General features: G+C 72.5%; 22 protein-coding genes and 1 pseudogene. 11 read left to right on the forward strand and 12 right to left on the reverse strand.

Features of this window, described 5'->3' with window-relative positions:
• Positions 1–435, forward strand: a pseudogene (locus ACFVGS_RS23795) (hypothetical protein); the annotation flags it as partial.
• Positions 436–942: 507 nt separating this feature from the next.
• Here the strand turns inward: ACFVGS_RS23795 and ACFVGS_RS23800 are convergent.
• Positions 943–1,116: a type VII secretion protein EccE gene (locus tag ACFVGS_RS23800; RefSeq protein ID WP_385435754.1), complete on the reverse strand. Its 174-nt coding sequence runs from the start codon at positions 1,114–1,116 to the stop codon at positions 943–945.
• 115 nt (positions 1,117–1,231) lie between these two features.
• On the opposite strand from ACFVGS_RS23800, the gene ACFVGS_RS23805 reads away from it, so the two are divergent.
• Complete coding sequence (locus tag ACFVGS_RS23805) at positions 1,232–1,723, forward strand: LURP-one-related/scramblase family protein (RefSeq protein WP_384411467.1); 492 nt, start codon at positions 1,232–1,234, stop codon at positions 1,721–1,723.
• Between the two features lie 25 nt (positions 1,724–1,748).
• Here the strand turns inward: ACFVGS_RS23805 and ACFVGS_RS23810 are convergent, their stop codons facing one another.
• A complete protein-coding gene (locus tag ACFVGS_RS23810; RefSeq protein ID WP_385693594.1) occupies positions 1,749–2,963 on the reverse strand; it encodes a trans-sulfuration enzyme family protein in 1,215 nt (404 codons plus the stop codon).
• Between the two features lie 73 nt (positions 2,964–3,036).
• On the opposite strand from ACFVGS_RS23810, the gene ACFVGS_RS23815 reads away from it, so the two are divergent.
• Together ACFVGS_RS23815 and ACFVGS_RS23820 are read left to right on the forward strand one after the other, a co-directional pair.
• The gene (locus ACFVGS_RS23815; protein WP_384411463.1) at positions 3,037–4,545 is read left to right on the forward strand and encodes a PLP-dependent aminotransferase family protein; all 1,509 of its coding nucleotides are present in this window, start codon (positions 3,037–3,039) and stop codon (positions 4,543–4,545) included.
• 58 nt (positions 4,546–4,603) lie between these two features.
• A complete protein-coding gene (locus ACFVGS_RS23820) occupies positions 4,604–5,212 on the forward strand; it encodes a hypothetical protein (protein ID WP_384411461.1) in 609 nt (202 codons plus the stop codon).
• 103 nt (positions 5,213–5,315) lie between these two features.
• Here the strand turns inward: ACFVGS_RS23820 and ACFVGS_RS23825 are convergent, their stop codons facing one another.
• On the reverse strand, positions 5,316–6,098 hold the full coding sequence (locus tag ACFVGS_RS23825) for a carbon-nitrogen family hydrolase (RefSeq protein ID WP_385693595.1): 783 nt from the start codon (positions 6,096–6,098) through the stop codon (positions 5,316–5,318).
• 172 nt (positions 6,099–6,270) lie between these two features.
• Between ACFVGS_RS23825 and ACFVGS_RS23830 the strand changes: the two genes are divergently transcribed.
• A complete protein-coding gene (locus ACFVGS_RS23830; protein ID WP_384411458.1) occupies positions 6,271–7,098 on the forward strand; it encodes a maleylpyruvate isomerase family mycothiol-dependent enzyme in 828 nt (275 codons plus the stop codon).
• A 3-nt stretch (positions 7,099–7,101) separates the two neighbouring features.
• Here ACFVGS_RS23830 and ACFVGS_RS23835 read toward each other — a convergent pair whose 3' ends face one another.
• The 8 genes from ACFVGS_RS23835 to pdhA form a co-directional block, all read right to left on the reverse strand.
• Complete coding sequence (locus ACFVGS_RS23835) at positions 7,102–8,457, reverse strand: nitrate/nitrite transporter (protein ID WP_385693596.1); 1,356 nt, start codon at positions 8,455–8,457, stop codon at positions 7,102–7,104.
• A complete protein-coding gene (locus ACFVGS_RS23840; protein ID WP_384411454.1) occupies positions 8,454–9,116 on the reverse strand; it encodes a GntR family transcriptional regulator in 663 nt (220 codons plus the stop codon). The genes ACFVGS_RS23835 and ACFVGS_RS23840 overlap by 4 nt, the downstream gene beginning before the upstream one ends.
• Positions 9,117–9,212: 96 nt before the next feature.
• The gene (locus ACFVGS_RS23845) at positions 9,213–9,980 is read right to left on the reverse strand and encodes a hypothetical protein (RefSeq protein ID WP_385693597.1); all 768 of its coding nucleotides are present in this window, start codon (positions 9,978–9,980) and stop codon (positions 9,213–9,215) included.
• Entirely contained in the window at positions 9,964–11,202 is a 1,239-nt protein-coding gene (locus tag ACFVGS_RS23850; RefSeq protein ID WP_385693598.1) for a hypothetical protein, read from the reverse strand. Before ACFVGS_RS23850 ends, ACFVGS_RS23845 begins: the two co-directional genes overlap by 17 nt.
• A 121-nt stretch (positions 11,203–11,323) precedes the next feature.
• Positions 11,324–11,671 carry a hypothetical protein gene (locus tag ACFVGS_RS23855; protein WP_384411450.1) on the reverse strand — a complete coding sequence of 116 codons (348 nt, stop codon included), beginning with the start codon at positions 11,669–11,671 and terminating at the stop codon, positions 11,324–11,326.
• Between the two features lie 186 nt (positions 11,672–11,857).
• Positions 11,858–13,237, reverse strand: a complete 1,380-nt coding sequence (locus ACFVGS_RS23860) for a dihydrolipoamide acetyltransferase family protein (protein WP_385693626.1) — start codon at positions 13,235–13,237, stop codon at positions 11,858–11,860.
• 31 nt (positions 13,238–13,268) lie between these two features.
• The gene (locus ACFVGS_RS23865) at positions 13,269–14,249 is read right to left on the reverse strand and encodes an alpha-ketoacid dehydrogenase subunit beta (protein WP_384411448.1); all 981 of its coding nucleotides are present in this window, start codon (positions 14,247–14,249) and stop codon (positions 13,269–13,271) included.
• A 2-nt stretch (positions 14,250–14,251) separates the two neighbouring features.
• Positions 14,252–15,430 carry a pyruvate dehydrogenase (acetyl-transferring) E1 component subunit alpha gene (pdhA, locus tag ACFVGS_RS23870; protein WP_384411446.1) on the reverse strand — a complete coding sequence of 393 codons (1,179 nt, stop codon included), beginning with the start codon at positions 15,428–15,430 and terminating at the stop codon, positions 14,252–14,254.
• Between the two features lie 337 nt (positions 15,431–15,767).
• Between pdhA and ACFVGS_RS23875 the strand changes: the two genes are divergently transcribed.
• From ACFVGS_RS23875 to ACFVGS_RS23885, 3 genes are all read left to right on the forward strand, one after another.
• A complete protein-coding gene (locus tag ACFVGS_RS23875) occupies positions 15,768–16,427 on the forward strand; it encodes a response regulator (RefSeq protein WP_385693599.1) in 660 nt (219 codons plus the stop codon).
• Between the two features lie 142 nt (positions 16,428–16,569).
• Positions 16,570–17,049 (forward strand): pyridoxamine 5'-phosphate oxidase family protein, encoded by a 480-nt coding sequence (locus ACFVGS_RS23880; protein ID WP_385693600.1) that lies wholly within the window; start codon positions 16,570–16,572, stop codon positions 17,047–17,049.
• A 15-nt stretch (positions 17,050–17,064) separates the two neighbouring features.
• Positions 17,065–18,096: a phosphotransferase gene (locus ACFVGS_RS23885; RefSeq protein ID WP_384411440.1), complete on the forward strand. Its 1,032-nt coding sequence runs from the start codon at positions 17,065–17,067 to the stop codon at positions 18,094–18,096.
• 3 nt (positions 18,097–18,099) lie between these two features.
• Here ACFVGS_RS23885 and ACFVGS_RS23890 read toward each other — a convergent pair whose 3' ends face one another.
• Positions 18,100–19,803 (reverse strand): protein kinase, encoded by a 1,704-nt coding sequence (locus ACFVGS_RS23890; RefSeq protein ID WP_385693601.1) that lies wholly within the window; start codon positions 19,801–19,803, stop codon positions 18,100–18,102.
• Positions 19,804–20,081: 278 nt separating this feature from the next.
• Here ACFVGS_RS23890 and ACFVGS_RS23895 point away from each other — a divergent pair, with 278 nt between their 5' ends.
• The 3 genes from ACFVGS_RS23895 to ACFVGS_RS23905 all read left to right on the forward strand — a co-directional run bounded on the left by ACFVGS_RS23895 (position 20,082) and on the right by ACFVGS_RS23905 (position 23,488).
• Positions 20,082–21,731 (forward strand): protein kinase, encoded by a 1,650-nt coding sequence (locus tag ACFVGS_RS23895; protein ID WP_384411437.1) that lies wholly within the window; start codon positions 20,082–20,084, stop codon positions 21,729–21,731.
• Positions 21,732–21,943: 212 nt separating this feature from the next.
• Positions 21,944–22,723, forward strand: a complete 780-nt coding sequence (locus ACFVGS_RS23900; RefSeq protein ID WP_385693602.1) for a hypothetical protein — start codon at positions 21,944–21,946, stop codon at positions 22,721–22,723.
• Positions 22,724–22,819: 96 nt separating this feature from the next.
• Positions 22,820–23,488 (forward strand): PadR family transcriptional regulator, encoded by a 669-nt coding sequence (locus tag ACFVGS_RS23905; RefSeq protein ID WP_385693603.1) that lies wholly within the window; start codon positions 22,820–22,822, stop codon positions 23,486–23,488.
• The last annotated feature ends 182 nt before the right edge of the window (positions 23,489–23,670 follow it).

The raw sequence follows: 23,670 nt of genomic DNA on the forward strand, positions 1-23,670 counted from the left end.
CAGGCGGCGGCCGCCCTCGCCGGGGCGGCCCTCGACGCCGTGGGCGCGGGCGCGCTGCCACCGGGCGCGGCACCGCCGCCGGGCGCCGCACCACCGCAGGGCTCCGGCCTGCCTCCCCCGCCTCCCGCGCCACCGGCTCCCCCCGCGGCCCGGCCTCCCGGCGCCGCCGACGAGGCACCCGGCGCGGGCGAGGTCCCCGCCGTGGGTGAGGTGCCCGCCGTGGGGGAAGTGCCCGCCGTGGGTGAGGTGCCCGCCGTCCAGCGGCCCCCGGTATCACCCGAACGGGTCACCGCCGCCGGGGACGAGGGCCTGCTGGCGCGCCTGCAGCGCCGCTCCCGCGAACTCCCCCGGCGCGGCGTCGTCCTGACGCTGCTGCTGATCCTCATCCCCGCCGCCGTCGCCGCCGCGCTGCTCGGCAGCCGCCGCCACCACTGAGCGCCCGGAAGAGACCCCAGACCTCATGGCCCTGCTGGAAACCCTCACCGTCATCTTCGCCGTCGCCCTGCTCGCCGCCCTCGCGGTGTACCTCAAGACCAAGCTCTTCCCACGGCGGCCGGACGACCTGCCCCGCGAGGACGTCGCCGAGTACATCTCGATGATGGTGTCGGTCTTCTACGCGCTGGTGCTCGGCCTCTGCCTGGTCTCGGTCTGGGACAACCGCGCCACCGCCGACGACCGCGTCCAGGCCGAGGCGAGCGCCCTGCACCAGACGTACCTCCTGGCCGACGCCCTCCCCGCCGAGCAGCGCCGCCCGCTGCGCGAGGCGGCCCGTACGTACGCCGGGCACGTCGTGGACGTCGAATGGGCCAGGATGGCCGAGCGCGAGCCCCTCGGCGCGGAGGGCTGGGCGCTGCTCGACCGGCTGCGCGCCGCGGGCGAGCTGCGCGGCAAGGGCACCACGTCCCAGCAGATCGCCGCCCAGGAGGTGCTGGCCCAGATCGGCTACGTGGACGACGCCCGCCGCGGCCGCGAGGCGGCGGCCGACGAACGCCTCTCCGTCGTCCTGTGGGCGGGACTCGTCATCGGCGGCCTGCTCACCGTCGCCTTCATGTTCCTCTTCGGCCTCAACCGCAGCAGCACCCACGTCATCCTGGTGATGGGCCTGTCGGGCTTCATCGCCTTCACCGTGCTCCTGATCCACCAGCTCGACACGCCCTTCGGCACCGAGCTCGGCGTCAGCTCCGACCCGTTCACCCGCTACTTCTCCCCGTGACGGGGAAGGCATTCCGTCATGAAATACCTGGTACGGGACAAGATCTTCGCCATCGGCGACGACTACTGGATCGAGGACGAGCGGGGCCGGCACGCCTTCCTCGTCGACGGGAAGGCGCTGCGGCTGCGCGACACCCTGGAGCTGAAGGACCCCGACGGGCGGGTGCTGATCACGCTGCGGCAGAAGATGTTCAGCCTGCGCGACACGATGACGATCGAGCGGGAGGAGCGGCCCCTCGCCACCGTGCGCCGCAAACGGCTCTCGCTGCTGCGCAACCACTACCGCGTCACCCTCGTCGAGGGCACCGAACTCGACGTCAGCGGACGGATCCTGGACCGGGAGTTCACCGTCGAGTACGACGGCGAACTCCTCGCCCACATCTCGCGCCAGTGGTTCCACGTCCGCGACACCTACGCCGTGAACGTGGTCCGCGAGGACGCCGACTCCGCGCTGCTCGTCGCGATCGCGGTGTGCGTGATCCGGATGGCCGAGCGGGAACGGGAGGACTGACGGGCTCGGACCGGCTCGGACCGGCTCAGACCGTCCCGGCCGCGGCGGCCTTCTCCAGCGCCTGGGCCAGGTCCGTCCACAGGTCCTCGACGTGCTCGATGCCGACGGAGACCCGGACCGTGCCCGGGCCGATGCCCGCCGCCGTGAGCGCCGCCTCGTCCAGCTGGCGGTGGGAGGTCGAGGCCGGGTGCATGACCAGGGTCTTCACGTCGCCGAGCGAGACGCTCAGCGAGGCCACCCGCACCGCCTCGACGAAGGCCCGCCCGGCCTCCCGCCCGCCCGCCAGGTCCAGCGAGACCACCCCGCCGCCGCCCCGCGGCAGCAGCCGCGCGGCCACCTCGTGGTCCGGGTGCCCGGCGAGCGCCGGGTGGCGGACGGCGGCGACCGCCGGGTGGGCGGCGAGCCGGCCGGCCAGCTCGGCGGCGTTCGCGCACTGCCGCTCGACGCGCAGCGGCAGGGTCTGCAGCCCACGCAGCGTCAGCCACGCGGCGAACGGGTCGGTCACGGCGCCCAGTTCGACGGCGTGGTGGCGGACCCGGCGGTGCGTCCCGACGTCCTTGAAGACGGCGATCCCGCCGAGGACGTCGGCGTGGCCCGCGAGGTACTTGGTCGCGGAGTGGACGACGATGTCCGCGCCGTAGCCGATCGGCCGGCACAGCAGCGGCGAGGCGAAGGTGTTGTCGACGCAGGTGGGCACGCCCGCCTCCCGCGCGACGGCGATCAGCGCGGGCAGGTCGGAGACCCGGGTGGTGGGGTTGGCGATCGTCTCCAGGTACAGCAGCCGGGTCTCCGGCCGCAGCGCGGCGCGCACCTCGTCGGCGTCGGTCCCGGAGACGTACGTGACCTCGACCCCCCAGCGTTCGGCGAGGTCGGTGAGGACGGCGTAGGTGCCGCCGTACAGGCAGCGCTGGGCGACGACGTGCCCGCCGGTGGACAGCAGCGCGAGCAGGACGCCGTTGATGGCGCCCATGCCGGAGGCGAACGAGTGGGCGTCGGCGCCTCCCTCCAGGCGGGCGACCGCGGTCTCCAGGGCGCGGACCGTCGGGTTGCCCATCCGGCTGTAGAGGAAGGCGTCGGGCGACTCGAAGGCCTCGGCGAGGGCGTCCGCGCTCTCGAAAGCGAAGACGTGTCCCTGGTGGAGGGGCACGCCGAGCGGCCGGCTGCCGCGGATCTCCGGCTGCGGCGAGTGGACGGCGAGGGTCTCGGGACGGGACGTGTCGGGAAGGAGGTCGGCGCTCATGACGTTCAGTCTGTGGACGGCGGGCTTGCGCCCACAGATCCAATCCCGGCAGATTGGTCCGCCGATGGATCCAATGACACCCTCCCTGGGCGAACTGGTGGCCTGGCTCGGCCGCTGGTCGGCCGGACGCGGGCCGATGTACCTGCTTCTCGCCGCCCGTGTACGGCAGTTGATCGACGAGGGCCTGCTGCCGCCGGGGGCCGCGCTGCCCCCGGACCGGAGACTCGCGGGCGCGCTCTCGGTGGGCCGGACGACAGTGGTCGCCGCGTACGAGACGCTGCGGCAGGAGGGGCGCCTGGTGCGCCGGCAGGGCAGCGGCACGCGGGTGGCACCGGCCGCGCTCACGCCGCCGGGGGAGCCGCGGGTGACGGAGACGTCCAACCCGATGTTCCTGCACCTGCTCGAACCGGTCGACGACGTCCTGCTGTTGAGCTGCGCGGCACCGCCGTCACCGCCGCCCGCGCTCGCAGAGGCGTACGCGCGTCTCGTGCTGCCCGCGGACGACCTCGGCTACCACCCGGCCGGTCTGCCCGCGCTGCGGGCCGCAGTCGCCGGCCGCTACGCGCGCCGCGGCCTGCCGACCGGCCCGGAGCAGATCCTCGTCACCACCGGCGCCCAGCAGGCCATCGGCCTGCTCACGCGGCTCCTCGTGGCGCCGGGCGACGGGGTCCTGGTGGAGGCGCCGACCTATCCGGGCGCCCTCGAACTGTTCCGGGAGGCGGCAGCCGTACCCCACCCGGTGGCGGTGGGCCCCGACGGGCTCGACGTGGACGCGGCGATCCGGGTGATGGAACGTCACCGCCCGGCCCTCGCCTATGTGATCCCCCGCTTCCAGAACCCGACCGGTACGGTCCTGCCGCCGCTGCTCGGCCGGCGCCTGGTCGAGGCGGCGGAGGCGTACGGCGTGCCGCTGATCGACGACGAGGTGCTGGGCGAGCTGCGGCTCGACGGGCCCGAGGCTCGGGCGGGAGCGGGGGCCGGGTCCGACGCCGGGGTCGGCGGGCGCGAAGGGCCGCCGCCCCTGTCCGCGTACGGCACGGAGGTCGTCGGCATCGGGTCGCTCAGCAAGTCGGTCTGGGGCGGGCTGCGGATCGGCTGGGTGCGGGGCCCCGCGCCGCTGATCGCGCGGCTCGCGCGGCTGAAGGCGCTGCACGACCTCGGCAGCGACGTTCCGGCGCAGCTGGTGGCGGCCCGGCTGCTGGGCGACTTCGACCCGATCGTCCGCTCGCGCGTGGCGGAACTGCGAGCAGGTCACGACCTGTTGCGGGCCGAGCTGGCCCGGTTGTTGCCCTCCTGGGACTGCCCGCCGGCCGCGGGCGGCCAGACGCTGTGGGTGCGGCTCCCGTACGGCGACGGCGTCTCGTTCGCCCAGCTCGCGCTGCGCCACGGCGTCGCCGTGCTGCCCGGTTCGACCATGGACGCCCTGGGCGGCAGCGCCCGCATGCTGCGGCTGCACTTCCTCCTGCCGCACGACACCCTCGTCACGGCGGTGGGGAGACTGGCGGCGGCGTGGGCCGAATACGCGCCGCCCGCGCCGGAGGCCGAGGTCCGGCCCGCCGCCCTGAACGCCATCACCGTCTGAGCTTCGTCGCCGCCCGAGCGCCGCCGCCGTCCGACCGCCGCCCAAAGGAGCCGTATCCGTGCACACCACCGTCACGCCGTTCACCCTGCACCGCTGGCAGGAGGGGAAGCGGCCGGAACGGCTGAACGGCTGGCGGGGCGTCTCGCCGGAGTTCGGCGAGCTCACGCTGGTCTGCCCGCTGCCCCGTACGCTCCCGGAGATCGTGACCTCGGAGCTGCGCGGCGGTCTCGTCCCGCCGGCCAGCTACGAGTCGCGCGGCATACACGCCGAGAACCTCGACCTGCCGACCCTGAACCGGGCCACGCTGCGGGTCGGCGACCGGGTCGTGTACATGACCCGCAACCGCCTGGGCGCCACGCTGCACCAGCGGTCTCTGATGCTGCGTCACGCGGGTGACGACTACCGGTTGTCGGCCCTCGACAAGCGCGGCTACGTGCTGACCCGCGCGGCCGACGAGGAGGACCCGGGCGTCACGGTGACCGTCCGCGAGTCGGGCCGGGGCAAGGGCCGGAAGCTGACCGTCCAGGCCACGGGGCGGGCGGAGGGCGGCGACCTCTCCCTGGCGCTGATCTTCGCCGGGGTGGACCGCTCGGCCCTCACCCGGTTCGGCGCCGTGAAGGCGGGTGTCCGCAGGGCCACCGAGCTGTGGGCCGAGGCCAACGCCTAGCGGCGTCCCGGGGGCGCCCCGGGGGTGCTCCCGGGCCTGTTCAGGGGCGGGCCGGAGTGCTCCCGGGCCCGTGCAGGAGAGCCCCGGGTGCTCCCGGGCACGTTCAGGGGCGGCCCAGGACCCGGTCCTTCAGCGCCGGGAACTGCTCCCGGGTCGTCGTGACCTTCGCCGGGTCCAGCTCGACGCGGAGGATCTCCTCGTCCGGGCCCGCCTCGGCCAGGACCTCGCCCCACGGGTCGACGACGAGCGAGTGCCCGGACTGCTCCACGCCGGCGTGCGTGCCCGCGGTCGCGCAGGCCAGCACGTACGCCTGGTTCTCGACGGCGCGCGCCCGCGCGAGCAGCGTCCAGTGCGCGAGGCGCCGGGCCGGCCAGCCCGCCGGGACCACGAAGGCCTGGGCGCCGGCGTCCACGAGGCCGCGGAACAGCTCGGGGAAGCGCAGGTCGTAGCAGGTGGCGACGCCCACGGTGAGCGGCGGCAGGGCGACGGTCACCAGGTCCTCGCCGGCCGCCATCAGCACGGCCTCGCCCTTGTCGAAGCCGAAGCGGTGGATCTTGCGGTAGCTCGCGGCGAGCTCGCCGTCGGGGGAGAAGACGAGCGAGGTGTTGTAGAGGGCGCCGCCGGCCGCCTCCACGACCGATCCCGCGTGCAGCCACACCCCGGCGTCCCGCGCGGCGGCGGACATCGCCTCGTACGTGGGACCCTTCATCGGCTCGGCCTCGGCGGCGAACGCCTCGTAGGCGAAGGCGCCCATCGGCCACAGCTCCGGGAGGACGACGAGATCGGCGGCGCCCCGCTCCTCCCGTACGAGCCGGGCCACGCGCGCCCGCCGGTCCTCGACCGGTTCGTCCGGGTCTACCGCGATCTGGATCAGTGAGGCGCGCACACTACCACCGTCCTGGCATTCGAGCCGTCAACACCGGCCTACGATCGTCACACGAAAGCACTGCCGGGGTGCCTTCGGGCAGCGTAACTTAGCGTCCGAGCCTCCACGCAGTCATGTTTCAGCCCGCCCGCTACGCCAGCAGCCCGAGCACGAAGAACCGCCGAGGGGTCCCGTGACCGTCCATCCCAGCCTCCAGAACTACGCCGATGCCTGGACCCACTCCATCGAAGCGATAGCCGAGCTGGTGCAGCCGCTCGTCGAGGGCGAGTGGAACCGCGCCACGCCGTGCCCGGGCTGGTCCGTCCGCGACATCGTCTCCCACGTCATCGGCATGGAGACCGAGATGCTGGGCGACCCCCGCCCCATCCACACCCTGCCCCGCGACCTCTACCACGTGCGCACCGACTTCGCCCGCTACATGGAGATGCAGGTCGATGTGCGGCGGCACCACACGGCGCCGGAGATGACCGCGGAGCTGGAGTACGTACTGATCCGCCGGGCCCGCCAGCTGCGCAACGAGAACCGGCAGCCCGACGCCCTGATCCGCGCCCCCCTCGGCGCCGAGCAGACCCTGGAACTGGCGTACCGGATGCGGGCCTTCGACTGCTGGGTGCACGAGCAGGATCTGCGCGCCACGCTCGGCACCCCGGGCAACTGGGACTCCCCCGGCGCGTACGTCACCCGTGACGTGCTCCTGGAGGCCCTGCCGAAGGTGGTCGCCAGGGACGCCGGGGCGCCCCCGCAGTCGGCGGTGGTCTTCGACGTCAGCGGCCCGGTGGAGTTCCTGCGCACGGTCCGCGTGGACGCCGAGGGCAACGGCACCGTCGACGGCGCCCCGTCGCTCGGCCCCGCCGTGACGCTGGCGACGGACTGGGAGACGTACGTCCGCCTGGCCTGCGGCCGCGTCCGCCCCTCCGACGTCGCCGACCGGGTCAAGACGGAGGGCGACGAGGACCTGGCCCGGGCGATCCTGGCGAACTTCGCGGTGACCCCGAACTGATCGTCACGCGGGAACGTGCACGGCCTCCACGCGGCTGGCGACGAGCCGTTCCCGCTCCCGTCGCGCGGTGCGGGCCTTGAGGCGCAGGATCTGGACGACGCCCAGGGCCTCCAGGACGAAGACGGAGGAGAAGGCGATCCGGTAGTCGTCGCCGGTCGCGTCGAGCAGCACGCCCACCGCGAAGAGCGTCGTCATGGAGGCGACGAAGCCGCCCATGTTGACGATGCCCGAGGCGGTGCCCTGCCGCTCCGGCGGGTTGGCGGGGCGGGCGAAGTCGAAGCCGATCATCGAGGCGGGGCCGCAGGCACCGAGCACGGTGCAGAGCGTCACGAGCAGCCACATCGGCGCGTGGTCGCCGGGGTAGACGAGGGTGGTCGCCCACAGGGTGGCCGTCACCGCGATGGTGCCGAGCGCCAGCGGCGCGCGGGCGGCGTGGTGCCGGGCGATGATCTGGCCGTAGACGAGCCCCACGAGCATGTTGGAGGCCACCACGAGGGTCAGCAGTTCCCCGGCGGTCTCCCGCGTCAGGCCCTGCGCCTCGACCAGGAAGGGCAGCCCCCAGAGCAGCAGGAACACCATGGCGGGGAACTGGGTGGTGAAGTGCACCCACATGCCGAGCCGGGTGCCCGGCTCGCGCCAGGACTCGGCGATCTGCCGGCGGACGAAGGCGGCGCCCGCGTGCGAGGGGGGTGCCCCCTGCTCGAGCGAAGCCGAGAGCTCGGGGGAGCGCTCGGGCTCGTGGCCCTCGGGGTGGTCCTTGAGGAAGAGCAGCAGCAGGACGAGGACGACCACGCCGGCGGCGGCGCTGCCCGCGAAGGCGGCCGTCCAGCCGACTCCGTGCAGGAGCCGGGCGAGGACGATCGTGGAGACGAGGTTTCCGGCCATCCCGACGAGACCGGCGAGCTGGGCGACCAGCGGCCCGCGGCGGGCCGGGAACCAGCGGGTGCCGAGCCGCAGCACGCTGATGAAGGTCATCGCGTCGCCGCAGCCGAGCAGGGCGCGGGAGGCGAGTGCCATCGGGTACGAGGGGGAGAGCGCGAAGCCCAGCTGCCCGAGGGTGAACAGCAGGACGCCGATGGTCAGCACCTTCTTCGTGCCGAGGCGGTCGACCATGAGGCCGACGGGTATCTGCATGCCCGCGTACACGAGCAGCTGGAGTATGGAGAAGGTGGAGAGCGCGGAGGCGTTGACCCCGAACCGGTCGGCGGCGTCGAGTCCGGCGACGCCGAGGGACGTGCGGAAGATGACGGCGACGAAGTAGACGGCGACGCCGACGCCCCAGACGAGGACGGCGCGCCGGCCGCCGGGCGGATCGCCGGGCAGGCCGGCTCCGGAGCCGTGTCCGTCACGGCCGCTCATCGCTCGTCACCCCGCACCAGGACCTTGACCCAGCTGAGGTGCTGCCGCACGCAGTGCGCGGCCCCTTCGACGTCCCCGGCCTTGATCCGCTCCAGGATCTCGGCGTGCTCGGCGATGTTCTTGGCGATCCGGTCGGGCTGCGACTGCATGACCGCGACGCCCATCCGCAACTGCCGGTCGCGGAGCTGGTCGTAGAGCCGGGCGAGGATCTGGTTGCCGGCGTGCTTGACGATCTCGGCGTGGAAGCAGCGGTCGGTGACGGCCACCTCGGCCAGGTCGCCGGCCTCGGCCCGCCGCTTCTGCTCCTCCAGGAGCTCTTCGAGCCGCGCGACGAGCGCGGGCGGCGCGGGCACGGCCCGCCGTACGGCGAACTCCTCGACGAGCAGCCGGGTCTCGACGACGTCCGCGATCTCCTGCGCGGAGACGGCGAGCACCAGGGCGCCCTTCTTCGGGTAGAGCTTCAGCAGCCCTTCCATCTCCAGCTTCAGCAGCGCCTCGCGCACCGGTGTGCGGGACACCCCGACGGCCTGCGCGAGCTCCCCTTCGGTGAGCAGCGTGCCGCCCTCGTAACGCCGGTCGAGTACCGCCTGCTTGACGTGCATGTAGACGCGGTCGGCGGCGGGGGGCTGTCTGACGGGCAAAGGCGCTGGTGACGGCATGCGCACAGCATAGATACAACAGGGGTGCAAGAGGCAGACCCGTCCGCATCGCGGACGGCACTGCCCTCAGCGGACGGGGCGGACGGGCGGCATCGCTCAGACCGGCGGCATCAGGTCGCTCTCGCTGACGGTGCAGGTCAGCGCGGGGTAGACGAAGTCCGCTTCGTCGTTCTCGCGGCGTCGCAACCGGTAGAACGCGCGCCTCTGCTCGTCGTCGGCCGGCACGAGGCGCGCCCCGTGCGGCAGGTACGCGTGTCCGTCGCGAAACCGGACGAAGGTCTTCGACGTCCGGAACGTCACTCCCAGCCAGGGGTTGTCCGCCGTGCCGGCGGGCGCGTCCCAGACGATGCGGTGCCTGAGCCGCCGGTTCGTTTCGAGGGAGAAGGCGACGACGCCGTGGTGGGCGAGGAGGATCTCGTGCTTCTCGCCGCCGTCCTTCGACTCGAAGATCAGCTTTCTCGACGGGCTCGCTCCGGGGTCCTCGTAGCAGGAGAAGAGGGCGATGAACGACTCGTCGGCCAGATCGAGCGCCTGGTCGGAATGGCTGCCCATGGTCCGATAGGCGTTCGTGTACGTCTCGACGAGGGCGTTGTTGAAGCCGGCCGGAAGCGCCGCGCGTTCCTGGATCCGTTGCGCCAGCCGTTCGTGCGCCGGCCGGAAGCGCTGCGCCGGGCTGCCGTACCGGGCGGTGGTGCGTACGAGAGGCACATCGCCCGATGCGTCGACCCGGGCGATGACGGCGGCTCGCCGGCCCTTTCCCACGTCTTCCCAGCGAACCGACGCGGAGAGCTCCGCGAAGAGGTTCTCCTCGGCCGGCAGAACGCACGAGACGATCTCGTCGGCGATGCTAGACGCGGGGCGCAACGTAGTCTCCCGAGTTCATGCTGAAGAGGAACGCGTCGCCGTAGTCGATGAAGGCCGAGGTCCTGTTCTCCTCGGCGTACAGCCGGCGCAGCTCGTCCATGCCGGCCGGCGTGGGCGGCTCCAGCTTCACCAGACCGCCTCCGGCCGCCTTCAGGAACGTGTCGCCGTTCCGGTGGACGGCTTCGGCGCTCGAACAGCGCACCACGTACCCGAGGCGGGTCGGGAGCAGGTCGGCGTCCAGCGCCGAGGGCCGGATCTCGTGCGTGTACAGGCGGTTGGTGGACAGCGGCATGAAGAAGACGGAGCCGGGATGGAGGGTCACGGTGAACTGGGGAGGGAGCCCGGGCCGGTCGCCTCCGCCGTTCGGCTCCTTGAGCCGGAACCGCAGTCCGGTCAGGGCGCTGACGCCCTTCACGCCGTGGTCGAAGGGGTCGTCGGCCAGGGGCTGCAGCCCGTCGAGCCGGTCGTAGAAGGTGCAGAAGGCCATGACGCCGTTGGCGGGCATGTCCTTGGTCTTGTCGGCGTGGGCCGAGATCCTGGCCTTGGACTGCTTGCGCTCGGGCGTGGCACGGGTGTTGTGGTAGATCTGCGCGAGGACGTGGTTGAGGGGCGCGTGATTCCGGAAGACGGAGGCGGCCTCGACGTTCAGGGCCTCGACGATGCTCGTGTCGGTCGGGCGGAAGCCCTCGGTCGGCCCCGAGAGGTTCGTGGAGCACCGCAGCAGGCGGAAATGCAGGTCGTCACCGTGTCGCGTGACGGGCGTCAGATAGATGCCGCTGCGACGGGCGGCCCCGGGTTTGGTGGACTCGGTCAGGGACTGGAAGGCGTGCTCCGCGGTGATGCGTCCGAAGTGGTCGTCGCCGGGTGCGAAGAAGCGGCGGTAGTACACGCCGACGCCGTGCACGCGGAGGGGGACCCGGCCGAGGTCCACGAGGGTCCATGGTTCGTCGGCGTCCTCGTGGCAGCCGTGCGAGAGTTCCCGGATCACGAACACCCGGGCGGCCGCACGCAGAGGAAGGCGGCTGATCGCGGCGATGTCGCCACACAGGTAGACGGTCTTCCGCGCGAGGTCGAGCGCACCGGATTCGAGGTCCTCCGGAGCGACGACGGACCCGAAGAAGTCCTTCCTCAGCTCGTCGTCCCGCAGCGTCGAAGGCGCGACCAGGATGTTGCCCGCATCCTCGATCCGGGCTTCCTCGGCCGGCTCTGTCGCGTACGTCAAACGGCACCCCCTCGTTCTGCCCCGGCCCCCGTCGAGGTGATCGTATCCACGCACGCGTACGCCCGGTCGGGGAGGCGCCGTCCCCGACCGGGCGTTCACTTCAAGCGGTCAGACCCGCGGCCTAGCTGGGCCAGTAGATCCAGGCCGAGCACCCCGTGTGGTCCTCGCAGACCCGGAACTGCTTGATCTGCGAGTTGTACGTGGCCCACGGGCCCCAGTCGCCGTGGGCGCCGTTGCCGTCCCACTGCGAGACGTGGGCGCCGTTGGCCAGGTAGGCGTCGGCGTACACGCCGTTGCCGTCCGACTCCCCGTCGTACGCCCGCATCGAGTACGCCGTGGCCTGCGCCCGGTCGGACCCGTGGGACGCGGTGACGGTCGCCGAGGCCGAGGTCGCGGTGGTCACCGCGAGGAGTGCGGCTCCGCCCAGGATGGTCGAGGCCCGCAGGGCCGTCTTGAGCGACAGCTTCATGATTCCCCCTTCGTGTCGAGCTTGGTTCGAGCGAAGTGGTTCTCGGTCGGCGACGACTCTAGAAAGGCCTTTCCCGGGGGCACCACAGGTATTTTCGCCAAGCGTGACCGGCACGGGAAAACGGGAAACGCCCGGTGCGGCGGAGTGCCGCCGTCCGGGCGTTTCACGTGAAACAACGTCAGGCGTTTACGCCCAGGTGATGAGCCGCTTCGGCTGCTCCAGAATCGCGGCGACGTCGGCCAGGAACTTGGAGCCGAGTTCGCCGTCGATCAGGCGGTGGTCGAAGGACAGGGCCAAGGTCGTGACCTGGCGAGGCTTCACCTTGCCCTTGTGGACCCACGGCTGGAACCTGATGGCGCCGACCGCGAGGATCGCGGACTCGCCCGGGTTGATGATGGGCGTACCGGTGTCGACGCCGAAGACGCCGACGTTGGTGATGGTGAAGGTGCCGCCCTGCATCGCCGCCGGGGTGGTCTTGCCCTCGCGGGCAGTGGAGACCAGCTCGCTCAGGGACTTGGACAGCTCCGGCAGGGTCTGGGCGTGCGCGTCCTTGATGTTCGGCACGATCAGACCGCGCGGGGTGGCCGCGGCGATGCCCAGGTTCACGTAGTGCTTGAGCACGATCTCCTGGGCGGCCTCGTCCCAGGCCGCGTTGACGTCCGGGTTGCGCTTCATCGCGACCAGGACGGCCTTGGCGATCAGCAGGAGCGGGTTGACCCGCAGACCCGCCATGTCCTTGTCGGACTTGAGCTCCTCGACCAGCTTCATCGTGCGCGTGATGTCGAAGGTGATGAACTCGGTGACGTGCGGCGCGGTGAAGGCCGAGCCGACCATCGCCGCCGCCGTGGCCTTCCGTACGCCCTTGATCGGGATACGGGTCTCCCGCGCGTCCGAAGACACGGCAGCCGCGGGGGCCGGAACGGGAGCGGCGGCCGGAGCGGGTACGGGTGCCTCGACGGCCGGAGCCGGCGCGGCGGGCGCGGGGGCGGCCGCCTTGTGCACGTCCTCGCGGGTGATGATGCCGTCCGGGCCGGTCGGGACGACCGTCGCCAGGTCGACGCCCAGGTCCTTCGCGAGCTTGCGCACCGGCGGCTTGGCCAGCGGGCGGGCCGCGGTGGCGACACCTCCGTGGCCGTTGAGCTCGCCCTGAATCGCGGCGGCGGCCTGGCCGGGCACCACGGCGCCCTTGCGGGCCCGTCGCTTCGTGGAGGACGCGGCCACGCCGTAACCGACGAGGACCGGCTGACGGCCCTCCGGAGCCTGCTCGGCCACCGGCTCGGCCACCGGCTCCTGCGCCGGGGCGGCGGCCGCGGCCGGCGCCGCCGGCGCGGCGGGCTCCGCTCCGCCGCCGACGTCGACCGAGATGATGACCTGGCCGACGTCGACCGTCGTGCCCTCGGGGAACAGCAGCTCGTGGACGGTGCCGTCGAACGGGATGGGCAGCTCCACGGCCGCCTTCGCCGTCTCGACCTCGCACACGACCTGCCCGTCGGTGACGGTGTCAGCGGGCTGGACGTACCACTTGAGGATCTCGGCCTCGGTGAGGCCCTCGCCCACGTCGGGCATCTTGAATTCGCGGATGGTCACGGTGCTCTCCTCAGTACGCCAGCGAGCGGTCGACGGCGTCGAGCACGCGGTCCAGGCCCGGCAGGTACTCCTCCTCCAGGCGCGCCGGCGGGTACGGCGCGTGGTAGCCGCCGACCCGCAGGACGGGGGCCTCGAGGTGGTAGAAGCAGCGCTCGGTGATCCGGGCGGCGATCTCCGCGCCGGAGCCGAAGAACACCGGCGCCTCGTGCACCACGACCAGGCGGCGGGTCTTCTCCACCGAGGCCTGGATGGTGTCGAAGTCGAGCGGCGAGATCGACCGCAGGTCCACGACCTCGATCGACTTGCCCTCGTCGGCGGCGGCCGCGGCGGCCTCCAGGCAGGTCTTCACCATCGGGCCGTAGGCGACGAGCGTCAGGTCGGTGCCCTCGCGGGCGACCCGGGCCTTGTGCAGCTCGCCGGGGATGGCCTCGGTGTCGACCTCGCCCTTGTCCCAGTAGCGGCGCTTGGGCTCGAAGAAGATGACCGGGTCGTCGCTCTGGATGGCCTGCTGGAGCATCCAGTAGGCGTCCGAGGAGTTCGCCGGGGTGACGACCTTGAGGCCGGCCACGTGCGCGAAGAGCGACTCGGGGGACTCGGAGTGGTGCTCGACCGCGCCGATGCCACCGCCGTACGGGATGCGGATGACGACCGGCATCTTCACCGTGCCGAGCGAACGGGCCCGCATCTTCGCCAGCTGGGTGACGATCTGGTCGTACGCCGGGAAGACGAAGCCGTCGAACTGGATCTCCACGACCGGCCGGTAGCCGCGCAGCGCGAGGCCGATCGCGGTGCCGACGATGCCGGACTCGGCGAGCGGGGTGTCGACGACCCGGTCCTCGCCGAAGTCCTTCTGCAGACCGTCGGTGATCCGGAAGACACCGCCGAGCTTGCCGACGTCCAGGCCCATGATGACGACCTTGGGGTCGGTCTCCAGGGCCTTGCGCAGCGACTCGTTGAGCGCCTTCGCGAGGGGAAGCTTCTGAACAGCCATCGTTACTCGCCCTCTCCGCCCTCGAAGGACGCCTGGTACGCGGCGAACTGCGCGCGCTCCTCGTCGACGAGCGCGTGCCCGTCGGCGTACGTGTGGTCGAAGATCGCCATGTGGTCCGGGACGGGCATGGCGCGGACGACCTCACGCACGTGCTTGCCGAGCGCCTCGCTCTCCGCCTCCAGCTCCTCGAAGAAGGCCGCGTCGGCGAGACCGGAGTTCTCCATGTAGGTCCGCAGGCGCTGGATCGGGTCCTTGGCCTCCCACGCCTCGCGCTCCGCGTCGCGGCGGTAGCGGGTCGGGTCGTCGGAGGTGGTGTGCGCGGCCATGCGGTAGGTGAACGCCTCGATGAGCGTCGGACCCTCGCCGCGGCGGGCGCGCTCCAGGGCGGAGCGGGTCACGGCGAGACAGGCCAGGACGTCGTTGCCGTCGACGCGGACGCCGGGGAAGCCGAAGCCGCGGGCGCGCTGGTAGAGCGGGACGCGGGTCTGCTTCTCGATGGGCTCCGAGATGGCCCACTGGTTGTTCTGACAGAAGAACACGACCGGGGCGTTGTAGACCGCGGAGAACACGAACGACTCGTTGACGTCGCCCTGGCTGGAGGCGCCGTCGCCGAAGTACGCGAGCACGGCCGAGTCCGTGCCGTCCTTGGCGACGCCCATGGCGTAGCCGGTGGCGTGCAGGGTCTGCGAGCCGAGGACGATCGTGTACAGGTGGAAGTTGTTGCTGCTGGGGTCCCAGCCGCCGTTGTTCACTCCGCGGAACATGCCGAGCAGGTTGGTGGGGTCGACCCCGCGGCACCAGGCGACGCCGTGCTCGCGGTAGGTCGGGAAGACGTAGTCGTCGTCCCGAAGGGCGCGGCCGGAGCCGATCTGGGCGGCCTCCTGGCCGAGCAGCGAGGCCCACAGGCCCAGCTCGCCCTGCCGCTGCAGGGCGGTGGCCTCGGAGTCGAAGCGGCGGGTCAGGACCATGTCGCGGTACAGACCGCGCAGCTCCTCGGCGCTCAGGTCGATGTCGTACTCGGGGTGGTGGACGCGCTCACCCTCGGGCGTCAGCAGCTGAACGAGCTCGGGCTCGGCGCTCTGCGCGGCCGGTGCCTTCTTCGCGCTCGCGGCGCTGGTTGTGCGCTTGGCGCCGCTGCTGCGTCGCGTCGTCTTGCGCGCGGCAGTGCTCTCCACGGTCACGTGCGTGCTCCTCCGTCGGTCCAGCCTCCGGGTTCGCCTGAGGCCAGTGCGGCTCCGCCTTCTCCGTACCCTTCGCACGGGGTGGGTGCGACGCGGCCGGGGTCGGCGTGACAGGTGATCCGGCAAGCGTCGTCATAGGCACGTTACCCACAGTGCGGCATTCCTGCGAAACCCCACTTGACCTGCGATTTTGCTTGGATTTCCAAGTAAATCGAGAAAACGGGTATTCGCCGCTGGTCAGCGCATGGGACAGCGGCCCGACGCCCTCGTCGGAACACCCGGCACGTTATCCCGGGCACCCCAGGCGCGGGAAGAGCCAATATGTGAGACTGACCGCGTGCGCGAAGAAGGAAAAATCCGGGTATTTCTGCTGGACGACCATGAAGTCGTGCGGCGCGGCGTCCACGAGTTGCTGTCCGTGGAGGACGACATCGAGGTGGTCGGCGAGGCCGGTACGGCCGCGGACGCCCTGGTCAGGATCCCCGCGACCCGTCCCGACGTGGCCGTGCTCGACGTCCGGCTGCCCGACGGCAGCGGCGTCGAGGTGTGCCGCGAGGTCCGCTCGCAGGACGACTCCGTCAAGTGCCTGATGCTCACCTCGTACGCGGACGACGAGGCCCTCTTCGACGCGATCATGGCCGGCGCCTCGGGTTACGTCCTGAAGGCGATCCGCGGCAACGAGCTCCTGAACGCCGTCCGGGACGTCGCGGCCGGCAAGTCGCTGCTCGACCCGGTGGCCACCGCCCGGGTGCTCGAGCGGCTGCGGGACGGGAACAGCCCCAAGGGCGACGACCGGCTCGCCAGTCTCACCGAGCAGGAGCGCAGGATCCTCGATCTGATCGGCGAGGGCCTGACCAACCGGGCCATCGGCGAGCGGCTCCACCTCGCGGAGAAGACCATCAAGAACTACGTCTCCAGCCTGCTGTCGAAGCTGGGCATGGAGCGGCGTTCCCAGGCCGCCGCGTACGTGGCGAGGATGCAGGCCGAGCGCCACTGACGGCGCGCGTTCCCGCCCGGCCCGACCGGTTCACTCGAACGGGTGAGCGGGGCCGGGCGGCCCGCATTCGGGACCTACGTCCCCGCGAACCGGGGCCGGGGCCCCTTTCCCGACACCGTGCCGGTGGCGGAGAGTGGAAGCCATGTCCACCGAGGAGAAACGCGCCATCGAGCTGCTGAACCGTGTGTCGTACGGGCGGCTGGCCACGAGCATGCGGGCGATGCCGTTCGTCGCCCCGGCCCGCCACATCGTGGCGGACGGCGACGTCCTGATCCGCATGCACCGCGGCCTCGGCTACCACCGGGCCTGCAACGGCAGCGTCGTCGCGTACGGCGCGGACAACCTCACCTCCGGCGCCGACAACCTGTGGTCCGTCCAGTTCACCGGCACCGCGGCGATCGTCGAGCCGACCGAGGAGCAGCTCGCGGCCTTCGGCCAGGCCCCCCGTTCGGTGGACGGCGAGGCCTTCGAGCCGGTCTACATGCGCATCGAGCCCCAGTTCGTCACCGTGCACACCCTCGACTACTCGTCCGACCAGGCCGAACACCCCCGGCGGCCCGAACAGCCCGAACGGGCCCAGGACGTGCGCTCCTTGGAGCGACATCTCCACCACGTAGCGTGATCTAACATCTGCGGAGTGCCGCGCTCATCTGCACCTCCCCTGGTTCCACCGGTCGGCGCCCTGCTGCGCCGCTACACGGACGCGGGCGAGCCGCTCTCCTGCCAACCCGTGGCCCAGGGGCTGCTCAACCGTGGCTACCGGCTCGCCACCACCCGCGGCGCCTACTTCCTCAAGCAGCACCTGGACGCCCGCACCGCCGACCGGGACACCATCGTCCGGCAGCACCGGGCCACGCAGCGGCTGCACGCCCTCGGACTGCCCGTCGCCCCGCCGCTGCCCGACGCCACCGGCCGCACCGTCGCCGTCATCGGCGGCCACTGCTACGCGCTGCACCCCTGGATCGACGGCCGGCACCGCGACGGCGCCCAGCTCACCACCGCCGGCTCCCGCCGGCTCGGCACCCTCCTCGGGCACGTCCACACCTGCCTGGCCCGGGTCATGGAGTCACCACCGCCCGGCGGCGGCCCCGACACCGGCCACGAGAGCGCCCGCCCCGAGGACACCTTCCGGCTGATCGACGAGCTGCTCCGGCTGGTCCGCGCCCGCCGCCCGCGCGACGGCTTCGACGAGCTCGCCGAGCACCGGCTGCGGGAACGCCGGGTGCTGCTCGCCGAGCACGCCCACCGCCGCCCGCCGGCCGCCGCCCCGACCGGCTGGGTGCACGGCGACTTCCACCCCTTCAACCTGCTCTACCGGGGCGCCGAGCCCGCCGCGATCGTCGACTGGGACCGGCTCGGGGTCCGCCCGCGCGCCGAGGAGGCCGTACGGGCCGCCGCCATCTTCTTCGTACGGCCGGCGGGCGAGCTGGCCCTCGACAAGGTGCGGGCGTACGCGCGGGCCTACCGGCGCGCGGCCGGCGCCGACGGCGCCGAGCTGGCCGCGGCCGTCGACCGGGTGTGGTGGGAGCGGCTCAACGACTTCTGGACCCTGCGCTGGCGCTACCAGCGGCACGACCGCAGGGCCGACCCGCAGTTCCCCGCGGTGTCGGCCCTGGCCGTGTGGTGGACCCGTGAGTACGAGGCGGTGCGCGACGCGTTCACGGACTGAGCGTCAGCCGGTGGTCCCGGTGGAGCTGCCGGTCGTCGTGCCCGTCGACGTGCCCGTCGAGGTACCGGTGGACGTGCCGGAAGAGGTGCCCGTCGAGGTGCCCGAGCCGGAGGAGGTGCCGGTCGAGGTGCCGCTGGACGTGCCCGTCGAGGTGCCCGTGGACGTGCCCTCGCTGGAACCCTGGCTCGTACCCTCCGTGCCGCCCTCGGTCGTGCCCTCGCTCGTCCCCGTACCGCCGTCCGTCGTGTCCGTCGGATCGGTCGACGGCTCGGTCGTCGGCGGCGGGGTCGTCGGCCGGTACGTCGGCCGGTACGTGGGCGGCGTCCACGAGCCGTCGTTGCCGCCGCCCGACGAGTCCGGCGACTGGCTCGCGGTCGACGGCTCCTCGGACGGGGTCGGCGACTTCTCCTTCGTGGACGGCGAGTCGGTGACCGCCGGCGGCTTCGTGTCGCCGCCGCCCTTCTCGCCGGCCTTGTCGATGGCGTACGCGACGCCCGCGATGATCGCGATCAGCGCGAGCGCGACGAAGAGCAGCGCCTTGCCGCGCCCGCCCTTGCCGTTCTTGCCGTTGCCGCCGTGCGGGCCGTAGCCGTCCTGGCCGTAGCCGCCGTGGCCCCCGTGTCCGCCGTCGTAGCCGTATCCGCCGTCGTCCGGGTTCATCGGCGGCAGGATCGGGCCCTGCGCGGTGTCGTGGTGCATCGGGTGGCCCATGGCCGTCGTCGCGGCGACGCCGCCGACCGGCGTGTGCAGGCCGTCGTGCACCTCCACCGGGCCGGTGTTCCACACGCCGGTGTGACCGCCCTGCTCCTGGAGCATCTGCAGCCCGTACTGGACGAGCCCGCGCATCTCCTCGGCGCTCTGGAACCGGTCGTCCGGGTCCTTCGCGAGCGAGCGCATCACGAGGCCGTCCAGCTCCGGCGGCGCGCCGTGCGCGACCTCCGACGGCGGGACCGGGGCGTCCTGGACGTGCTGGTAGACCACCGACAACGGTGTCTCGCCGGTGAAGGGCGGCCTCAGGGCCAGCAGCTCGTAGAGCAGACAGCCCGTCGCGTACAGGTCCGAGCGGTGGTCGACGGCCTTGCCGAGCGCCTGTTCGGGGGAGAGGTACTGCGGCGTGCCCATGACCATGCCGGTCTGGGTCATGGTCGACTGCGCGCCGTGCAGGGCGCGCGCGATGCCGAAGTCCATGACCTTGACGGCGCCGGTGTGCGTGATGATGACGTTCGCCGGCTTGATGTCGCGGTGCACGATGCCGTGCTGGTGCGAGTAGGCGAGCGCCTCCAGGACACCGGAGACGATGATGAGGGCCTGCTCGGGGCCCGGCGCCTCGGCGCTGATCAGCAGGTCGCGGATGGTGCGGCCCTCGACCAGCTCCATCACGATGTACGGCACCGACCGGCCGCCGACCACGTCCTCGCCCGAGTCGTAGACCGCCACGATCGCGTGGTGGTTGAGGCCCGCGACGGACTGCGCCTCGCGCGTGAAGCGGGCCTTGGAGACCGGGTCCTCCGCCAGGTCGGGGCGCAGCAGCTTCACGGCGACGGTGCGCCCGAGGCGCACGTCCTCGGCCGCGAACACCTCGGCCATGCCGCCGCGGCCCAGACGGTGCGTCAGCCGGTAGCGTCCGTCGCCGACGACTCCGCCGATGCCCCACGACTCGGCGGACGCGTCCGGCACACCGCCACCAGCTTCGGATTCGGGTGCCATCAGTCCTCGCCGTCGTCTCTCGTGCCGTGTCCGGTCGTCACGCTACAGGCTCCGTACGACATCACGGTCCGCGATGGACCGGCCATGGAACTCCGCGCACGTACACCTGTGCAAATTCCGTTGCCTTCCTGTCACGCTTCCGGGACATCCGCTGTGCAGAGGGTCACGGATCGGGCACCGAACGGGTGCGCCGCTTGACGTGTCACTGCCCTCGGGCAGACTTGGCCGGGAATATTCCGGATCAGCGCCGCCACGCGCGCGTATGGGGGAAGCACGAGATGAGCCAGGACGGCGCACAGGGCCGCTATGCGGGCGGTTCGGTTGCGGGCGGCCGGTACCAGCTGCGCGACCTGCTCGGCGAGGGCGGCATGGCGTCCGTCTACCTTGCGTACGACAGCGCGCTGGACCGCCAGGTCGCCATCAAGACGCTGCACACCGAGCTCGGCCGCGAACAGTCCTTCCGCGAACGGTTCCGCCGCGAGGCGCAGGCCGTCGCGAAGCTGTCGCACACCAACATCGTCTCGGTCTTCGACACGGGCGAGGACGACCTCGACGGCTCCGTCATGCCGTACATCGTCATGGAGTACGTCGAGGGCCAGCCGCTCGGCTCGGTGCTCGCCGCGGACGTGCAGCAGTACGGCGCGATGCCGGCCGACAAGGCGCTGAAGGTCACCGCCGACGTGCTCGCCGCCCTGGAGACCAGCCACGAGATGGGCCTGGTCCACCGGGACATCAAGCCGGGCAACGTGATGATGACCAAGCGCGGCGTGGTCAAGGTCATGGACTTCGGCATCGCCCGCGCCATGCAGTCCGGCGTCACCTCGATGACCCAGACCGGCATGGTCGTCGGCACGCCGCAGTACCTCTCCCCCGAGCAGGCCCTGGGCCGCGCCGTCGACGCCCGCTCCGACCTCTACTCGGTCGGCATCATGCTGTTCCAGCTGCTCACGGGCCGGCTGCCGTTCGACGCGGACTCGCCGCTCGCCATTGCCTACGCGCACGTCCAGGAGGAGCCGGTCGCGCCCTCCTCGGTGAACCGCTCGGTGACGCCGGCGATGGACGCGCTCGTCGCCCGCGCGCTGAAGAAGAACCCGAACGAGCGTTTCCCGAGCGCCGCGGCGATGCGCGACGAGTGCCTTCGGGTGCTCTCCGCCGGCCAGACCGGCGCTCCGGTGATCGTCGCGGGCGGCCCGGTCAACAGCGGCTCGGGCGTCGGTTCGGCGGTCTTCCCGCCGGTCGGCCAGACGCCGCCGCCGAACACGCACGGCATGCAGACGCCGTACCAGCCGATGCCGCACACCCCGCAGCCCGGGCCGTACGGGCCGCCGACGCCGGCCCCCGCGCCCTCCTACGGCTACCCGCAGCAGGTCCACACCCCGGCCCCGGCCTACCAGACGCCGGCGCCCGCCCCGACGCCCGCGCCCGGCCCGTACACCGTGCAGTCACACCACGCGGGCGCTGCCGCGGCCGGCGGCGGCAGCGGGAGCCGGAACAAGATCGCCATCGGCGCGATCGCCCTCGTCCTGGTCGCCGGTGCGATCACGGGCATCTCGCTGATGAACCGCGAATCGGACGACAACGCCGGCGGCGGCGGGGCCGACCCCGGCCAGAGCGCCAGCAACGCCCCCGGTCACAAGGGTCCGGACTACTCGAAGACCATCGACCCGAAGAAGTGCTCGGAGCCGCGCGAGTCGTCCAGCGACCCGGCCAAGTTCGAGGTCCCGGACCTCACGTACAAGAACATCAAGTCCGTGAAGGACTGCCTCCAGGCCGCCGGCTGGAAGATCAAGGCGGAGACGTCGGTCGACGAGGCGACGTACGGCCAGGGCACGGTGATCACCCAGTACCCGCCGGCGGGCCAGGACATCACCAAGGAAGACGCCGAGTTCACCTTCCAGGTGTCCACGGGCAACCCGCCGCAGCAGTAGCCGGCACGCCGGCCGCCGTTCCGGGCGGGCCCGGCTTGGGGCGGGTCCGGGCAGAGCCCGGTCCGCCCACGGGCCGGGCGGGTCCCGGGCAGGCCCGGCCATAGGCGGGGCGGGTCCCGCCACGGGCGGACCCGCCCGGAATGCCGGTTTTCTCCCGTCATGTGACGCTGAGTTGAACGACTCGGCGGCTCGGTACGGGAGGGGGTCACCCGGTGACTCCAGAACCACGTCCTCGTGCGCGGGCGCACGCGCCCGGCCTCACCCACCGGCTGGTGACGGGCCTGACCTGCGCCATGACGGCCGCGGCGCTCCCCGCACCGGCCGCGTACGCGGCGGAGGCGCCGCCTGTCGCCACACGCAGCGCCTCCGCTCCCACCCCCTCGGCACCCTCGAAGCACGCGAGGCCCGCGGCGTCCGGCGCGCCCGCGCGGCCGGCGCCGTCCGCCGTCACGGCCGACCCGCGCCCGCGGCCCTCGGCGAGCGGTTCCGCCCGCCCCTCCGCCACCGTCTCCCCCGCTCCCGCGCCGAGCGGTTCCGCCGTGCCCTCCGGCTCCGCGTCGCCGCCCGAGCCCTCCGAACCGGCGGTGCCCAGCGACCCGGCGTCCTTCGCGGGGCGCCCGGCGGGCGAGGGGCGGGAGCGGCCCGGGCGGCCCGCCGCCCCGTCCGCCCCGTCCGAGTCACCCGGTTCAGCCGACTCGTCCGGGTCGCCGACCTCGGCCTCGACGGGCCCGGGCGACCCTGCTCGTACCAAAACGGCAACAGAAGAGGAGCCGGAGGCGGAGGCCGGCGAGGCCGTCGGCGTCGTACCCGGGACGGACGCCCCGGCCGCGGACTCCACGCGGGAGGGTGTCCCCGCCGCGGCGCCGCGGACCGGCGCGGAAGCCGCCACGGACCTCTCCGACCGGCGCGTTCCCGTGCTGACGCTGGGCGTGGGACTCGCGTTGATGGGGCTCGGCATCGGCTTCCTCGGGGTGCGGATGCGACGCCGCTGAGCCGTCCGGGAGCACCCGGGTCCGTCTTGAGACGGACCACCGAGGTCCGTCGGAAGGTGCTTGTGAGCGCCGACTTACTCGGTATACATACTCGGTATGTCGATCCGTCACGGGCTTCTCGCCCTCCTCGAACGCGGCCCGCGCTACGGCTCGCAGCTCCGTACCGAGTTCGAGTCCCGCACTGGTGCCACCTGGCCGCTCAACGTGGGCCAGGTGTACACGACCCTCAGCCGCCTCGAACGGGACGGGATGGTCGTCCAGGACGGCGAGGACGAGGCCGGCCACGCGCTCTACGCGATCACCGAGAGCGGTCGCGCCGAGCTGCTCAGCTGGTTCGAGAACCCCGTCGACCGCACCAGCCCCGCCCGTGACGAGCTCGCCATCAAGCTCGCCATGGCCGTCGGCGCGTCCGGCGTCGACATCCGCGACGTCATCCAGTCGCAGCGCCGCCACACGGTGAAGGCCATGCAGGACTACACCCGGCTCAAGGCCCAGGCCATCACCGCCGTCGAGAAGGCGGTCGCGGACCCCGGGGCGCAGGAGCGCGACGACGTCGCGTGGCTGCTCGTGCTCGAGCAGCTGATCTTCCAGACCGAGGCGGAGGCGCGCTGGCTCGACCACTGCGAGGCCCGGCTGATCCGCCTCTCGGCGGCGGCCACCGCCTCCCGGGCCGCCGCTCCGGCGCCGACGGGGCGCACCGCGTCGCCCCCGGGGAGCACCCCACCGGTCACCTCGCGCGCCGGCAGCACCGCCCGCTCGTCCTGACCGGACACCCGCCCGGATCACCAGCAGATCCGGACCAGACCCAGACCCACACCCGCACCCAGACCCACACCCGCACTCAGACCCACATCCAGGCCCGGACCAAGACCCAGGCCCAGACCGTACGTCCGGCGCCGTCAGCGGCCGTTCCGCACACGGCCGTTCGCCCGCGTACGCCCGAGGGG

It is taken from the genome of Streptomyces sp. NPDC127114, from assembly GCF_042677525.1.
Taxonomy (GTDB): domain Bacteria; phylum Actinomycetota; class Actinomycetes; order Streptomycetales; family Streptomycetaceae; genus Streptomyces.

Excerpts from the sequence above, each read along its gene's own strand:
- ACFVGS_RS23860 (WP_385693626.1), bottom strand. The coding sequence starts at position 13,237 with ATGCCCGACGTGGGCGAGGGCCTCACCGAGGCCGAGATCCTCAAGTGG.
- ACFVGS_RS23865 (WP_384411448.1), bottom strand. The coding sequence starts at position 14,249 with ATGGCTGTTCAGAAGCTTCCCCTCGCGAAGGCGCTCAACGAGTCGCTG.
- ACFVGS_RS23890 (WP_385693601.1), bottom strand. The coding sequence starts at position 19,803 with ATGGCACCCGAATCCGAAGCTGGTGGCGGTGTGCCGGACGCGTCCGCC.
- ACFVGS_RS23895 (WP_384411437.1), top strand. The coding sequence starts at position 20,082 with ATGAGCCAGGACGGCGCACAGGGCCGCTATGCGGGCGGTTCGGTTGCG.
- ACFVGS_RS23905 (WP_385693603.1), top strand. The coding sequence starts at position 22,820 with ATGTCGATCCGTCACGGGCTTCTCGCCCTCCTCGAACGCGGCCCGCGC.
- ACFVGS_RS23855 (WP_384411450.1), bottom strand. The coding sequence starts at position 11,671 with ATGAAGCTGTCGCTCAAGACGGCCCTGCGGGCCTCGACCATCCTGGGC.
- ACFVGS_RS23835 (WP_385693596.1), bottom strand. The coding sequence starts at position 8,457 with ATGAGCGGCCGTGACGGACACGGCTCCGGAGCCGGCCTGCCCGGCGAT.
- ACFVGS_RS23805 (WP_384411467.1), top strand. The coding sequence starts at position 1,232 with ATGAAATACCTGGTACGGGACAAGATCTTCGCCATCGGCGACGACTAC.
- ACFVGS_RS23840 (WP_384411454.1), bottom strand. The coding sequence starts at position 9,116 with ATGCCGTCACCAGCGCCTTTGCCCGTCAGACAGCCCCCCGCCGCCGAC.
- ACFVGS_RS23800 (WP_385435754.1), bottom strand. The coding sequence starts at position 1,116 with ATGAAGCCCGACAGGCCCATCACCAGGATGACGTGGGTGCTGCTGCGG.
- ACFVGS_RS23880 (WP_385693600.1), top strand. The coding sequence starts at position 16,570 with ATGTCCACCGAGGAGAAACGCGCCATCGAGCTGCTGAACCGTGTGTCG.
- ACFVGS_RS23810 (WP_385693594.1), bottom strand. The coding sequence starts at position 2,963 with ATGAGCGCCGACCTCCTTCCCGACACGTCCCGTCCCGAGACCCTCGCC.
- ACFVGS_RS23815 (WP_384411463.1), top strand. The coding sequence starts at position 3,037 with ATGACACCCTCCCTGGGCGAACTGGTGGCCTGGCTCGGCCGCTGGTCG.